Below are 14,069 nucleotides of genomic sequence, written 5' to 3' on the forward strand. Positions count from 1 at the left end.
GCTGTATGTATCAGAGGCTCTAGCCTTCAAACGCCGGGAATTGCAAGTGATCAGACGCTGGCTGACAACACTGACTTTGATTTTACTCACTGCGACCCCTGCACTGGCGGAGCGGCCACGACCGCTTGCCTGGGCAATGGATGCAATGCGCGACGGGGATTGGAGCACGGCGGCCAAGATTGCCGCACGGGACGGTGATGTCGCCGCAGATGTGATCGAATGGTCGAGACTGCGGGCCGGAAAAGGCACCTACGCGGAAGTGGCTTCCTTTCTTGAGCGGCGGCCGGACTGGCCGGGCGAGCCCTATCTGCGCAAGCAATCGGAACGGGTTGTAATTGCACAAAAAGACACTCAGGTTCTCTCGTTTTTCGATGAGCGGGCGGCGCAGACACCCGAGGGGGTGTTGCGCCATGCCGCAGCGCTGGCGCGCGCCGATGCTCCGTCAGAAGCAGAGGCGATCATCGTGTCTGCGTGGCGCGAGATGCCCATGGGCAGCACTGCGCAGTCCTTGTTTCTGGCCTCGCACGGTGCTTTGCTGAAATCACATCACAGTGCCCGCCTGGACGCGATGCTCTGGGCTGGGGCATTCGAGAATGCGCGGCGCATGTACACGTTGGTATCAAAGGCCGATATCGCGGTGGCGAAGGCAAGAATCGCCCTGCGTGGTCGTGCAAATGGCGTGGATACGTTGATTGCACAAATCCCCAAAAGCCATGCGGAAAATCCGGGCCTGCAGTATGAACGTTTTGTCTGGCGCGCGCGCAAAGGACGGTGGGATGATGCAAAAGACCTGCTGCGCGCGACATCGACAAGTGCGGCGGCCCTGGGCCAACCGGAAGCCTGGGCCAACCGGCGACGGTCCATGGCACGGGACGAGATGCGGGACGGCAACGCGGAGCGCGCGTACGAGATTGCTGCGCGGCATTTTCTGACATCGGGCTCCAACTATGCGGACCTGGAGTGGCTTGCCGGGTACATTGCCCTGCGGAAACTGAATGAACCCGAGACGGCCCTGCAGCACTTCAAGAATCACGACGGGGCTGTGAGGTCGCCAATTTCCAAGGGCCGTGCGGGTTATTGGCGGGGCCGAGCGCTTGAGGCAATGGGCGATGTGGCGGCGGCCGATCAGGCGTACACCTATGCTGCACAATATCAGACATCCTTCTACGGACTGCTGGCAGCGGACCGCGCAGGCTTACCCTTTGATACGGCATTGGCGGCGGAAACAATCGATGGCGAATGGCGCAATTCAGAGGTGGCCGCATCGCCAGTTTTCATCGCCGGCATGTTGCTGCAGGCCTCCGGTGAGATCAATCTCGCGGAACGGTTCTGGACACATCTGGCGGAAAGCCTGAACCGCGAGCAGGCCGGGCTCCTCGCGGAGGCGGCTTTGGAGGTTGAACAACCGCATCTGGCGGTGATGATCGGAAAGCGGGCGGCGCGGCGCGCGATCGTGGTGCCCAGGGGATACTATCCGCTGCACCCGGTGGCCAAGCAAGACCTTCCGATGGCACCGGAAATGGTGCTGGCAATCGCCCGGCGAGAAAGTGAGTTTGATCCCGGTGTCCAGAGCGGCGTCGGTGCCCGCGGCCTGATGCAGATCATGCCCGCAACGGGGCGCGAAGTGGCCGCCTCGATTGGGCGCAGGGGCGAACACAGTACGGAGAGGTTGACTTCCGATCCGGTCTATAACGCGGAGCTTGGTGCTGTTTACCTGTCGAGACTGGCCGCCCGGTTCCGTGGAAACATCATCATGATGTCCGCCGGATACAACGCCGGACCGAGCCGCCCGGACCGCTGGATGCTCACCTATGGCGATCCGCGCAAAGGCGACATCGACATGGTGGACTGGATCGAACACATCCCGTTTCGCGAAACACGCAACTACGTGATGCGCGTGGCTGAAAGCCTGCCGATTTACCGCGCCCGTCTGGGAAAAAATCCGATGCCTGCGCCCTTTCTTGAAGAACTGACCGGCTCATCTTTGCTGGCGTTCGCGCCAAAGGGTGAATAGTCCCGCCGCCACAATAACCGCCACGCCAAGCGCCACGTTCGGGCGTATTGTCTCACCAAAAACCGTAACGCCCAACAGCGATGCAAACACAAGCTGGAAGTAGGCGAAAGGCTGTACGGCGCTGGCTTCGGCAACCTCGTAGCAGCGAATCAACAACCAATGGCCAGACGCCCCGGTCACGCAGAGAAGTGCCATCCAAAGCCAATCGGTTTGGGTCATCGGCTCCCAATACCAGATGCCGATGACGGTCATCGTTACCGCCCCCGCCACGCCGGTCCAGAAAAAGCTGGTCGCCGTGCTGTCTTGTCGCGCCGCGTATCGGGTCAGCAAACCGTAAAGCGCGAACATCAGCGCCGCGACCAATGGGATAATCGCATAAGGGTCAAACACAGAAACACCAGGCTGCAGGATGATCATCACCCCGACAAACCCCACGGCAATGGCCGCCCACCTGCGCCAGCCCACAGCCTCCCCCAGAACCGGGCCGGACAATGCGGCGACCAGCAATGGATAGCAGGCGAAGACCGCATGGCTCTCGACCAGTCCCAGAAGTGTAAAGCCCGTGACCATGACGCAAACTTCCAAGGCCAACAGGACACCCCGAAAAGCCTGCAATAGAGGTTGCCTGGTCCGCGCCGCCGCGCGCACGCCCCCTGCCTTGCGGCGCGCGATGGCCATCACGAAGGCGGCAAAGAACCAGTACCGAACCATTACAACCAGATAGACGTTGTAGGCATCGGCGAGGTGGCGGGAAATCCCGTCCTGCAAGGCAAAGACAATGGTCGTCAGCAGCATCAGCAAGACACCCAGGCGCACATTGTTGGATTGTGTCATGGCCGAAGAATCCCGACCGTCATATGCCGTTTGCGCCCAAAGCCGGTAGTCCGCTGCACGTCAAATCCTGCCGCATCAAGCGCGCGGCGCACAGCCCCCGCAGCGGTGTAGGTCGCAAAGGTTCCACCCGGAGCGGTATGTCGAGCCACCTCTTGCATCAGCTCATCGGACCAAAGCTCCGGGTTTTTTGCCGGTGAAAATCCGTCCAGAAACCATGCATCCGCCGCGCCCTGCCAGGGCGCAAGTGTTTCACGGGCATCACCCAGAACTATGTTCAGGGAAATCCCCGGCGCTATCCTGAACGAACCGCCGTCGACGTGCCACTGGTCGCTCAGAATCTCACGTAACGCGCCCAGGGCATTGAAAGGGCGTAACGCAAGCGCCATCTCCTCGGCGGTCATCGGGAAGGCCTCGAAGCTGGTGAACGTGAGTTGGCCGGGAACACCTGCCTTCTGCCAAGCTTGGGCCACTGTCAGAAAACTCAAGCCGGTTCCGAAACCCAGTTCCGCAATATGAAAGCCGTCGCGGAATCTTTCCGGAAGACCATTGCCTTTCAGGAAAACATGACGCGTTTCCTCCAACCCGTTTTCCAGGCTGAAGTAAGGATCGTCAAAACGCTCTGAGACTGGAACACCTGATGCGTTCCATGTGACATCTGCCGTCTGGTTCTGCACGGAGGGGCCTTGTAGGATGGCTGAACTCTGGCGCGACATTGAGGGAGTGGAAGACCTTTGGCAATGGCCGATATCACCATACGCGGCGCAGGCATTTTTGGCCTGTCGATCGCATGGGCCTGCATCCGGCGCGGCGCGCATGTGACAGTCATAGATCCAAACGGACCCGGTGCGGGGAGTAGTGGCGGGGTTGTCGGTGCATTGGCGCCCCATGTCCCGGAAAACTGGAATGCAAAGAAGGCCTTCCAGCTGGAAAGCCTGTTGATGGCAGAGCCTTTTTGGGCCGAGGTCGAAGAGGTGGGTGGTATCCCCTCCGGGTACGCCCGCAGCGGCAGGCTGCAACCCATTCTTGACGCGAAGGGTCTTGAACTGGCCCGACAGCGCGCGATCAGTTCTGCTGCGTTATGGGGCAATCAGGCGAAATGGTCCGTCAATCAGGCGGACGGCGCCCCGTGGGCCCCGCTCAGTCCAACGGGATGGCTGATCCGGGACACATTGAGCGCCCATCTGCACCCAAGGACGGCATGCAATGCACTGGTATCTGCGCTGTCGGCCAAAGGAGTTACCATTCAAAGCAACGGCCCTGACGCAGGCGCTGTGATCTGGGCCACCGGGACAGCGGGACTGGAGGCGCTGAACCGACGGCATCACCGAATGGTCGGCAATGGCGTAAAGGGTCAGGCCGCAGTTTTACAGTTCGACGCGGGTGCCGCGCCGCAAATCTTTGCAGATGGTGTTCATGTCATTCCACATTCTGACGGTACAGTGGCCGTCGGCTCCACCTCGGAGCGGGACTATGAAGATCCGGGCACGACGGATGCGCAATTGGATGGGGTAATCGAACGCGCCCGCGCCGCCGTACCCGTTCTGAAAGACGCGGCAGTTATCCACAGATGGGCAGGCGTACGTCCTCGCGCCCGCAGCCGTGCGCCCATGCTGGGTCACTGGCCAGACAGGCCGGGTCATTTCGTTGCAAACGGCGGTTTCAAGATTGGGTTTGGCATGGCGCCGAAGATTGCCGAGGTGATGGCCGATCTGGTACTGGAAGATCGCAATCAGATTCCTGACGGTTTTGAGGTCAAAGCGTCATTCTGAGGTGACAATGCTGATCCCGGGCACCTGATCCACAAGCACCCGACAAGCTTTTGACCGGCCTCCGTTTTAGGTACATCTTCGGCAATACACACGAAGCGAGGAACCATCCAATGCCGCCGTCCGACATTCAATGCCGCGTTCGTGTCCTGGATCATCTGGTGCTCACCGTCGCCAGTATTCCTGAAACCGTCCGCTTTTACACGCAGGTTTTGGGCATGCGGGGTGAGCAATTCGATGCCGCTGACGGGACGCGGCGATGGGCCCTGCTCTTTGGTCAGAGCAAGATCAATCTACACCAAAAGGGGCACGAATTCGATCCGAAGGCGGCGCACCCGAACCCCGGAACAGCGGATTTGTGCTTTTTGACGGATGCGCCGCTGGACGATTGGATGACCCATCTTGCTACGCATCAGGTCGACATTGAGGACGGGCCGGTACCGCGCTCCGGCGCAACCGGGCCGATCACATCCCTCTATCTGCGGGACCCGGACGGCAATCTGATCGAAGTATCCGTGCCACAGGATTAGCGGTCCACCTCGGCGCGCAGAGCCTGCATCAGGGCGGTCAATTCGCGCAGGTAAATCTCGCCGGTCAGCCTGCCGTTTTCGTCGAACTGATTGCCGCTGTCGGCCAAATGGATTTCCGGCCCCTGCAGGATGCGCGGCCGGAATGGCACCATGAACCCGCGCAGCACCATCTGCGCCCGCTCGCCACCAGCCCGGCCCGCCGCCGCGGACATCACGGCCACCGGTTTTCCGGACCACGGGCGTGTCGTCGTGCGGCTGATCCAATCCAGTGCGTTTTTCAGAACGCCGGAGGGTCCCTTGTTGTACTCGGGCGTGGAAATCAGGACGGCATCCGCCGCAGCGATATCATCAGCCAGGGTCTGCACCGCCTGCGGCACACCTTCGGCGGATTCAACGTCACCATCGTAAAGCGGCAGGTTCAGGTCGGCGACGGAGAACGCGCAATCTTCAAAAAGGCGTGCGGCCTCGTGCAACAGCTTGGTGTTGGTGGATGCTTTGCGCAGTGAGCCGGACAGCCCGAGAACTGTGTATTTCGCCATGAATTTACTTCCTCACAAATGGTTTCCGTTACCCTGTGGCAGCGGCCCGAAAAAACAAGAGCCCCGGCAAAAATTCCGGGGCTCCAGGACAAAATATGAGGTTTTTTGTCAGGCCGTGGGCAGAATGACGATCTCGACCCGACGGTTTTGCGCCTTGCCTGCGGCGTTGAGGTTGCTGGCAATCGGCTGGTTTTCACCACGCCCGAATGTCTGCAAGCGTCCCGACGGTACGCCGGCATTCAGCAACACATTGCCCACGGCATTCGCACGCCGCTCCGACAGCTGCTGGTTATAGGCCGCGTCGCCATCGCTATCGGTATGACCGATCACCTGCACGGTGGATTGCGGATATTTGTTCAGGCTTGCGGCGACGGCGTAGAGGTCGTTCTGCAAGTCTGACCGAACGGAGAAACTGTCCGTGGCGAACAAGATATCCTGCGGCATATTCAGGATCAGACGGTCGCCGGTGTTGGTGATGATGACGTCATCATCCAGATCGCGGCGCAGCTCCGCCTCCTGTTGATCAAGATTGTAGCCAATGCCCGCGCCGATAGCGGCACCCACAGCGGCCCCGACCAATGCGCCGTCACCCCGGTTTCCATCCCCCTTAGATAGGGCTCCCAAGACCGCGCCTGCGCCCGCGCCGATCAAGGCACCTCGCTGCGTTTTAGGATTGTTGGAATTCGCGCCGATCTGATTGGGATCGGTACAGGCGGCAAGCACCAAAGTGCCCGAAAGTGCAAGGATCAACGGAGTTTTTACAAATGTCATAGCGTACTGCCTTCAGTGGTTGCGGCCCCGTTCGGGCAGGGCGTCTTGATGTTAACGCTGTATATATGGCGGCGGTTCCGCAACAAACCAAGGGGAAAACGGCTCGGCGATAACCCGCCACTCCCGGCATTCCATCACTTCTCCGCGTGCACGGCTTCGTACGCAAGCATGGCCCGCTTCATCGGCAAGCCCCAGTGATACCCACCCAGTCCCCCCGATTTGCGCAGCGCACGATGGCAGGGGATCAACCAACTGATCGGGTTCCGCCCAACTGCTGTGCCCACCGCACGCACCGCACGCGGGTTGCCGATTGCCTGGGCAATCTCGGAATACGTCGTGACCTGCCCCGACGGGATGCTGAGAAGCGCTTCCCAGACCTTGATCTGAAACGGGGCACCGATGAGAAACAGGGGCGCCGTTTCCAATGCGCCTTCGCCGGCTCCAAAGGCATTCAACACCCAAGGACGCAACATCATCGGATCCTCGACAAACTCGGCTTGTGGCCAACGTGACACCAGATCCTGCAGAGCCGCCTCTTCACCCGTTTCAGCAGCAAACCCCATACCACAGATGCCTTTGTCCGTGCCCATCACAACAGCAGGGCCAAAGGGGCTTTCGAACCATCCCCAGTAAATGGTCAGACCAGCGCCACCTCTGGCAAATTCCCCGGGGCTCATCGCTTCCCAGCGCACAAAGAGATCGTGCAACCGTCCGCTGCCCGAAAGACCAACCGCATGCGACGCTTCCAGTGTCGTGAAACGGTCGCGGAGCAACGTCTTTGCGTGTCCGAGGGTCAAGTACTGCTGATACCTTTTGGGGGAAACCCCAACCCACCGCGAGAACAAGCGCTGGAAATGTGCAACACTCATGCCCATTTCGGTGGCCAGATGTTCCAGCGACAGCGGGTCTTCGGCCTGATCGATCAAATCGATGGCGCGGCGTATGACGCGATAGTGATATGCGGTTTCCGACTCATCGGGGAGTGCTTGATGCTGTGTCATGCCTTCAATCTAGGAAACCAGACGACGCGGCGCGACCCGAAACCTGCGAATTATGCGCTGCGCAATAGCGGCTTGCCATCTCTCAAGGCCCGGCCTTCATCGTCGCGGGCGATCAGCAGTCGCGCTTCATTTCGGGTCAGGCAAGGGCGTGCCATTGCAACATCGGTTCCATCGATACCCAAGGCCTGTATCAGGCTTTCCTTGTCTGTTTTGGACAGCCGCCGCATTGTCTCAGGGCCAGGGAACAAGGTCTCAACCCAAGCCCCCTGTGCCAGAATGACCTGATGGTTGGCACAAGCGATATGGGTAAGGGTGTAGGGCCGAACCGGTGTGATTGGAAAAGCACGCCCCCGATCCGCCCAGGCCTTTGCCGGCGCCAGCACCTCATTGGAAAAGTAGAGCAACTCCGCCCGCGCAGAGGCGAACAGCAACCGATGATCACCCGTGACATGCAGATCATGGGTTGGCGCGTTCGGTCCACAGGACCCCGCCGGAATGCACACCGGCCGTTCGTCAGGGTATTGCATGAAATATCCCGGCTGCAGGCGCGTACGCCCGATCCAGACAATGGGCTGATAGCCGTGGTCGCGGGTCAGCACCATGTCAGAGGTTTCCAGCCATTCTACCGGAATTTCGCCATCCTGGGTGCGGATCAGTGTGCCCGGTCCAAAACAGGGCACACTTTGCTGTTCGTACTGGGAATAGGACAGGCGTGTATCATCGCCGTCCGGGCCGCCCAGCAAATTGTCGATGTCACGCCCCCCGGTGTAGGTATAGGCCACGCCTGGTTGCAACGGCTCCGATGGAACATAACCCATCTTCACACCATCGATCTCGATCCGGTCAATTGTGACATAGGAGCCATCCGGCGCCCGCAGAATGGCGTATTCTTCCCCATAGATAAGACCCGAGGATACCGGGGTGCCATCTGCCGTTGTGACGACACCGGTTTGGTTCGAGTCTTCGCCCACCTCATTGTTTTTTTCGTCGCCGTCCAGAAAGCTGTCGTCATCCGTCACCTCGAACAACACACGGTCAGTCCTGAAATCGTAGTTCGGATCGAGCGTGAACGTGCCATTGCTGGGATTGTAGACCAGCGCATTCGACGAATAGCCGTAGAAAGAATGTGTTGCCATGACAGCACCTTGAAAGACGGGAACCACCGGACAGTGACACAGTCAAATGAAGATACTGCTGAAAAATACGCCAAGTTTTTAAACGCATTTTAGCGATCACAGGCACATGGTCTTGCCCACACGTCGGAAAGCCCGCATACCGTGCGCATGGCAAAGCAGCTTGGATATCACACCATACGCGAGATTTTCACGCGTTTTCAGGAGGCTGATCCGGAACCCACGGGGGAGCTGGAGCATGTCAACGTCTACACATTGGTTGTTGCCGTAGCGCTGAGTGCACAAGCCACGGACGCCGGCGTGAACAAGGCCACGCGCAAGCTGTTCCAGATTGCCGATACGCCCCAAAAGATGCTCGACCTCGGGATTGAGGGGCTGACCGAACACATCAAGACCATCGGGCTTTTCCGGCAAAAGGCCAAGAATGTCATCAAGCTGAGCCAGATCCTCGTCGATGACTATGGTGGTGAGGTGCCAAACAGCCGTGCAGCGCTTCAGGGTTTGCCCGGCGTCGGGCGCAAGACGGCCAATGTGGTCATGAACATGTGGTGGCAATTCCCGGCGCAGGCGGTCGACACCCATATCTTCAGGCTTGGCAACCGCACCGGCATCGCACCGGGTAAAACCGTCGAAGCCGTCGAGCGCGCCATCGAAGACAATATTCCGGCTGATTTTCAGCTGCACGCCCACCATTGGATGATTTTGCACGGGCGCTATCATTGCAAGGCACGCAAGCCGATGTGCCCGACCTGCATCATCCGCGATCTCTGCCCATTTGAGGACAAAACCCAATGAAGAATTACCAGGTTGTTGGCATCGGAAACGCCGTTGTCGATGTGATCACCCACGCCGATGACAGCTTTCTCGATCTCATGGGCATAGAAAAAGGCATCATGCAGCTGGTCGATCGCGCGCGGTCCGAAAAGTTGTACGGTGCAATGAACGACCGTTTGCAAACCCCCGGCGGGGCCGTGGCAAACACGGTGGCCGGGGTCGGCGCGCTTGGGTTGCAGACGGCGTTCATCGGGCGGGTCCGCGACGATGCGCTGGGGCAGTTCTACGCCAGCGCGATGACCGACAACGGCATCGACTTTGTGAATCCGCCCGTCGAGAATGGCGAGGATCCGACCTCGCGCAGCATGATCTTCGTGGCGCCCGACGGCGAGCGGTCGATGAACACCTACCTGGGCATCTCGACCGGGCTGACATCGGCGGATGTTCCGCCAGAGGTATCCGGCAATGCGCGGATCATGTTCCTAGAAGGATATCTCTTTGACCATGACGCCGGCAAAACCGCCTTCCGCGAAGCGGCACGCGCGACCAAAGCCGGCGGTGGTATTGCGGGCATCGCCATTTCCGATCCCTTTTGCGTCGAACGGCACCGCGCCGATTTCCTGGCCCTGATCGAACACGATCTGGACTATGTGATCGGCAACCAGCACGAGATTGAATCGCTTTTCGAAACCGATCTGGAAACCTCTCTGGCTAAGACGGCCGAGATCTGTCCGCTGGTCGTCTGCACCCGTTCCGGTGACGGCGTGACGGTGATCTCGAAAGGCCAGCGTGTCGATGTGCCGGTTCAGAAGATCACCCCGGTTGACGCGACCGGCGCGGGCGACCAGTTTGCCGCCGGCTTCCTCTACGGGCTCGCGACCAAGCGCGACCTGGAAACCTGTGCAAAAATGGGTAACCTCTGCGCTGCCGAAGTGATCAGCCACGTCGGCCCGCGTCCGCAGGTGAACATGATGAAAACTTTCGAGGCAGAGGGGCTCGTCTGACCGTGCTCGAAGACGGTTTCCATGACGTCCCCGCAGGCAAGCTCGCGATGATCGTGACCTATCTGGAAATGACGTCGAAAACGGATACCAGAGACGTCCCGCTGCCGGCCGGTCTGACGTTTCGTCGCGTGGCGGCGGACATCACCTGGTATCGCGATATCTTTACCCGCGTCGGCGGCCTCGACTGGCTCTGGTACGGGCGTCTGGTCCTTAAAGACGACGCGTTGGACGCCATACTCTCCGACCCGCAGGTCGAAATATACACGTTGTCGCGCGATGGGCAGGACCTGGCACTGATGGAGCTGGATTTTCGCAAGGAGGGAGCCTGCGAATTGGCCTACTTCGGGCTGACATCCGACCTGATTGGCACAGGATCCGGCCGCTGGCTGATGAATAAAGCCGTCGAGCTTGCCTGGGCGAAGCCGATTGAGCGGTTTCACCTGCGCACCTGCACGATCGACAGCCCACAGGCGCTTGATTTCTACAAACGCAGCGGTTTCACGCCAGTCAAGCGCAGTGTCGAAATCGCCGATGATCCCCGCGTTCTCGGCGTATTACCGGACTCTGCAGGGCCGATGGTGCCGCTGCTGCGCCCCTAGAGCAGATCGCGGAATTCGGACATGACGGCAGCGTAGACGTCCCGCTTGAAGGGCACGATGTTCTCCACAAGCGCCTCTGCCGCCAGCCAGCGCCATTTGGAAAACTCCGGGTGCTCCGTGGCGATATTGATCTGGGTATCATCGCCCTGAAACCGCATGAGGAACCATTTTTGTTTCTGCCCGCGAAACCGACCCTTCCACAGCTTTGGCACCAGATCGTAAGGTAATTCATAAGGCAGCCATGCGCTGTTCTGCGCCTCCACGGTCACCAGATCGGCGGTCACGCCGGTTTCTTCCCACAGCTCGCGCAGGGCAGCCTCCTGCGGTTCCTCCCCCTTGTCGATCCCGCCCTGCGGCATCTGCCAGGCGTCGTATTCGCTGTCACGCCGTTGCCCGACAAAGACATGGCCCTCCGCATTGACCAGCATCACCCCCACACAAGGCCGGTACGGCAGCTTCTCGATTTCTTCAGGGGTCATGTGAGCATCTTCTCCATCTTGGCCCGCGTCAGGCTTTCGCCACTCCGCTCGACCGTCTCGTGATGGATAATCGAAAACCCCATGGCCCGAAAGGCCGGTTGCGCCATGAGGCTGGCGTGGGTCCAAAGCCGCGTTTCCCCCGCTTCGCGTGCCCATCTCTCGACGTGGCCATAGAGCTTGCGAAAGAGACCCGTGCCGTGATGCGCAGGCAGAATGAAGGCGAGATCAATGTACCCGCCTGTCTCTACGCTTACGAAACCAGCGGGGCGACCGTCAATCTCTGCCATGGCGACCTGCAGCGCGGCCAGCCGTGCGGCCCACTCCGGACCGCCGGGCGGTGCAGGCAACCAGGCTTCCCGCTGCGCCTCCGTGTAAGGGCTCGGACCGTCACGCACCGCCGCGTAGAAAACCTGCGCCAGCGCGTCAGCGTCCTGTGGTGTCGCCCATCTGATCATGTCTGTCTTTCCTGCAGGCTGCGGCCTCTTGTGACGCCGCGTTCGACGTGACAGCACATATGTGAAAATGTGATCCCGTGCCAATACCATCCGGGGAGGATTCACCATGGCCGACTATCCGCATCTTCTGGCACCGCTTGATCTGGGCTTTACCACGCTGAAAAACCGCGTGCTGATGGGGTCCATGCACACCGGGCTGGAAGAAACCAAGGACTGGGCCCGCGTGGCGGAATTCTACGCCGCGCGCGCGCGTGGTGAGGTCGCGCTGATGGTCACGGGCGGGATCGGTCCAAACCTCGAAGGCTCCGTGCTACCTGGTGCCGCGATGATGGTGAGCGACGAGGATGTGGCCAACCATTCTGTGATCACGAAAGCGGTGCATGAGGCTGGCGGCAAGATTGCGATGCAGATCCTGCACGCAGGCCGCTACGCCTACGGGCCGAAATGCGTGGCCCCCTCGGCGATCAAATCCCCGATCTCCCCCTTCCCGCCTGCGGAACTGGACGCGGACGGCATCGAAAAGCAGATCAGCGACATCGTGGCCTGCGCGCAGCGCGCACAAGAGGCCGGATACGATGGCGTCGAGATCATGGGCTCCGAAGGCTATTTCCTGAACCAGTTCCTGGTCACCCATACCAACAAGCGCGAGGACGACTGGGGCGGATCCTACGAAAACCGGATGCGCCTGCCCATTGAGGTGGTGCGCCGCACGCGCGAAGCGGTGGGCCCAAATTTCATCCTGATCTACCGCCTTTCGATGATCGATCTGGTCCCCAACGGCTCCACCCATGACGAAGTGGTGCAGCTGGCCCAGGAAATCGAGAAGGCGGGTGCGACGATCATCAACACCGGCATCGGCTGGCATGAGGCGCGCATCCCGACCATCGCCACTTCTGTCCCCCGCGCGGCCTTTGCCTGGGTCACCAAGAAGCTGATGGGCAAGGTGAGTATCCCGGTGATCACCTCGAACCGGATCAACACACCCGAGGTGGCCGAAGGCGTGCTGGCCGACGGCTGCGCCGATATGGTGTCGATGGCACGGCCCATGCTGGCGGATGCGGATTTCGTCGCCAAGGCCATGCGCGGCAAATCCGACCAGATCGCGCCCTGCATCGCCTGTAACCAGGCCTGCCTTGATCATACCTTTAGTGGCAAGATTTCCAGCTGTCTGGTGAACCCGCGCGCCTGCTATGAAACCGAACTGGTGATCACCCCGGCCGCCGCGCAGAAGACCATCGCCGTGGTGGGCGCGGGTCCCGCCGGGTTGTCGACTGCCATAACCGCTGCCGAACGCGGCCACGCAGTGACGCTCTTTGATCGGGCGACCGAGATCGGCGGGCAGCTCAACATGGCCAAGCAAGTGCCGGGCAAGGAAGAATTCTGGGGACTTGTGGACTGGTACCGGACGATGGTTGCCGACCTGGGTATTTCGGTGGAGCTGGGCCGCGATGTCACGGCGGCTGACTTGCAGGGGTTCGACGAGGTTATCATTGCAACCGGCGTGGTGCCGCGCGACCCTGAAATCCCCGGTCAGGACGGCCCCAATGTCCTCAGCTACATCGACGTGCTCCGCGGCAAGGCCGAGGTTGGCGAAAAAGTCGCCATCATCGGTGCGGGCGGGATCGGGTTCGACGTGGCTGAATATCTCGTGCACGCGGGTACCAGCCCGACCGAAAGCCTACCCGACTGGATGCGGGAATGGGGAGTGGCAGATCCGGCAGAGCACCGCGCAGGTCTGGCCCCCGAGGGGCCACAACCGCATGCCCCTGCCCGCCAGGTGACACTGCTACAGCGCAAGGCGGAAAAACCGGGCAAGCGCCTTGGCAAGACCACCGGGTGGATACATCGCGCCGCCCTCGCCATGAAGGACGTGAAGATGGTGGGTGGCGTGAACTACGAACGGATCGAAGACGGCGGCATTCTGGTCTCCCACGGAGAAGCCCGCGAAAACCCCACGCTGATTGAGGCGGACACCATTGTGCTCTGCGCCGGACAGCTCCCGGAACGCAGTCTTGCCGATGCGCTGGAGGCCCAAGGCACAGCCTGTCACGTGATCGGCGGAGCGGATGTAGCCGCAGAACTCGATGCCAAACGCGCGATCAATCAGGGCACGCGCCTCGCGGCGACGTTATGACAAGCCGCGTTGTTGGCAGTGAAAACTTGCAGTAGT

General features: G+C 60.4%; 15 protein-coding genes. 7 read left to right on the forward strand and 8 right to left on the reverse strand.

What is annotated here, in order from left to right; genetic code table 11:
* The first annotated feature begins 76 nt into the window (after positions 1 to 76).
* Entirely contained in the window at positions 77 to 2,014 is a 1,938-nt protein-coding gene (locus Q1A07_RS07090; RefSeq protein ID WP_366944041.1) for a lytic transglycosylase domain-containing protein, read from the forward strand.
* Here the strand turns inward: Q1A07_RS07090 and Q1A07_RS07095 are convergent.
* Both Q1A07_RS07095 and mnmD read right to left on the reverse strand, forming a co-directional pair.
* Positions 1,979 to 2,848: a DMT family transporter gene (locus Q1A07_RS07095; protein ID WP_299779243.1), complete on the reverse strand. Its 870-nt coding sequence runs from the start codon at positions 2,846 to 2,848 to the stop codon at positions 1,979 to 1,981. The two genes, Q1A07_RS07090 and Q1A07_RS07095, sit on opposite strands and share 36 nt — an antisense overlap.
* A complete protein-coding gene (gene mnmD, locus Q1A07_RS07100) occupies positions 2,845 to 3,522 on the reverse strand; it encodes a tRNA (5-methylaminomethyl-2-thiouridine)(34)-methyltransferase MnmD (RefSeq protein WP_299781362.1) in 678 nt (225 codons plus the stop codon). The genes Q1A07_RS07095 and mnmD overlap by 4 nt, the downstream gene beginning before the upstream one ends.
* 63 nt (positions 3,523 to 3,585) lie before the next feature.
* Between mnmD and Q1A07_RS07105 the strand changes: the two genes are divergently transcribed.
* Positions 3,586 to 4,617, forward strand: a complete 1,032-nt coding sequence (locus Q1A07_RS07105; protein ID WP_299779245.1) for an FAD-dependent oxidoreductase — start codon at positions 3,586 to 3,588, stop codon at positions 4,615 to 4,617.
* Between the two features lie 110 nt (positions 4,618 to 4,727).
* Positions 4,728 to 5,144: a VOC family protein gene (locus tag Q1A07_RS07110; protein ID WP_299779247.1), complete on the forward strand. Its 417-nt coding sequence runs from the start codon at positions 4,728 to 4,730 to the stop codon at positions 5,142 to 5,144.
* Here the strand turns inward: Q1A07_RS07110 and Q1A07_RS07115 are convergent.
* The 4 genes from Q1A07_RS07115 to Q1A07_RS07130 all read right to left on the reverse strand — a co-directional run bounded on the left by Q1A07_RS07115 (position 5,141) and on the right by Q1A07_RS07130 (position 8,591).
* Positions 5,141 to 5,683, reverse strand: coding sequence for an NADPH-dependent FMN reductase (locus Q1A07_RS07115; RefSeq protein WP_299779248.1), 543 nt, complete (start codon positions 5,681 to 5,683; stop codon positions 5,141 to 5,143). The two genes, Q1A07_RS07110 and Q1A07_RS07115, sit on opposite strands and share 4 nt — an antisense overlap.
* Positions 5,684 to 5,791: 108 nt before the next feature.
* Positions 5,792 to 6,454, reverse strand: a complete 663-nt coding sequence (locus Q1A07_RS07120) for an OmpA family protein (RefSeq protein ID WP_299779249.1) — start codon at positions 6,452 to 6,454, stop codon at positions 5,792 to 5,794.
* A gap of 134 nt (positions 6,455 to 6,588) precedes the next feature.
* Positions 6,589 to 7,455, reverse strand: coding sequence for a bifunctional helix-turn-helix domain-containing protein/methylated-DNA--[protein]-cysteine S-methyltransferase (locus Q1A07_RS07125; RefSeq protein ID WP_299779251.1), 867 nt, complete (start codon positions 7,453 to 7,455; stop codon positions 6,589 to 6,591).
* A gap of 50 nt (positions 7,456 to 7,505) precedes the next feature.
* On the reverse strand, positions 7,506 to 8,591 hold the full coding sequence (locus Q1A07_RS07130) for a Hint domain-containing protein (RefSeq protein ID WP_299779253.1): 1,086 nt from the start codon (positions 8,589 to 8,591) through the stop codon (positions 7,506 to 7,508).
* A gap of 147 nt (positions 8,592 to 8,738) precedes the next feature.
* Here Q1A07_RS07130 and nth point away from each other — a divergent pair, with 147 nt between their 5' ends.
* The 3 genes from nth to Q1A07_RS07145 are packed head-to-tail and all read left to right on the forward strand — an operon-like array spanning position 8,739 to position 10,965.
* Positions 8,739 to 9,383, forward strand: coding sequence for an endonuclease III (gene nth / locus Q1A07_RS07135; RefSeq protein WP_299779255.1), 645 nt, complete (start codon positions 8,739 to 8,741; stop codon positions 9,381 to 9,383).
* Positions 9,380 to 10,366, forward strand: a complete 987-nt coding sequence (locus tag Q1A07_RS07140) for an adenosine kinase (protein WP_299779257.1) — start codon at positions 9,380 to 9,382, stop codon at positions 10,364 to 10,366. Before nth ends, Q1A07_RS07140 begins: the two co-directional genes overlap by 4 nt.
* 2 nt (positions 10,367 to 10,368) lie before the next feature.
* On the forward strand, positions 10,369 to 10,965 hold the full coding sequence (locus Q1A07_RS07145) for a GNAT family N-acetyltransferase (protein ID WP_299779259.1): 597 nt from the start codon (positions 10,369 to 10,371) through the stop codon (positions 10,963 to 10,965).
* Here the strand turns inward: Q1A07_RS07145 and Q1A07_RS07150 are convergent.
* Both Q1A07_RS07150 and Q1A07_RS07155 read right to left on the reverse strand, forming a co-directional pair.
* Positions 10,962 to 11,444 (reverse strand): RNA pyrophosphohydrolase, encoded by a 483-nt coding sequence (locus Q1A07_RS07150; protein WP_299779261.1) that lies wholly within the window; start codon positions 11,442 to 11,444, stop codon positions 10,962 to 10,964. The genes Q1A07_RS07145 and Q1A07_RS07150 overlap by 4 nt on opposite strands.
* Complete coding sequence (locus tag Q1A07_RS07155; protein ID WP_299779263.1) at positions 11,441 to 11,899, reverse strand: GNAT family N-acetyltransferase; 459 nt, start codon at positions 11,897 to 11,899, stop codon at positions 11,441 to 11,443. The genes Q1A07_RS07150 and Q1A07_RS07155 overlap by 4 nt, the downstream gene beginning before the upstream one ends.
* 106 nt (positions 11,900 to 12,005) lie before the next feature.
* On the opposite strand from Q1A07_RS07155, the gene Q1A07_RS07160 reads away from it, so the two are divergent.
* Complete coding sequence (locus tag Q1A07_RS07160) at positions 12,006 to 14,033, forward strand: NADPH-dependent 2,4-dienoyl-CoA reductase (protein WP_299779265.1); 2,028 nt, start codon at positions 12,006 to 12,008, stop codon at positions 14,031 to 14,033.
* The last annotated feature ends 36 nt before the right edge of the window (positions 14,034 to 14,069 follow it).

The organism is uncultured Roseobacter sp. (assembly GCF_947492555.1).
In the GTDB taxonomy this organism is placed as follows: Bacteria; Pseudomonadota; Alphaproteobacteria; order Rhodobacterales; family Rhodobacteraceae; genus Roseobacter.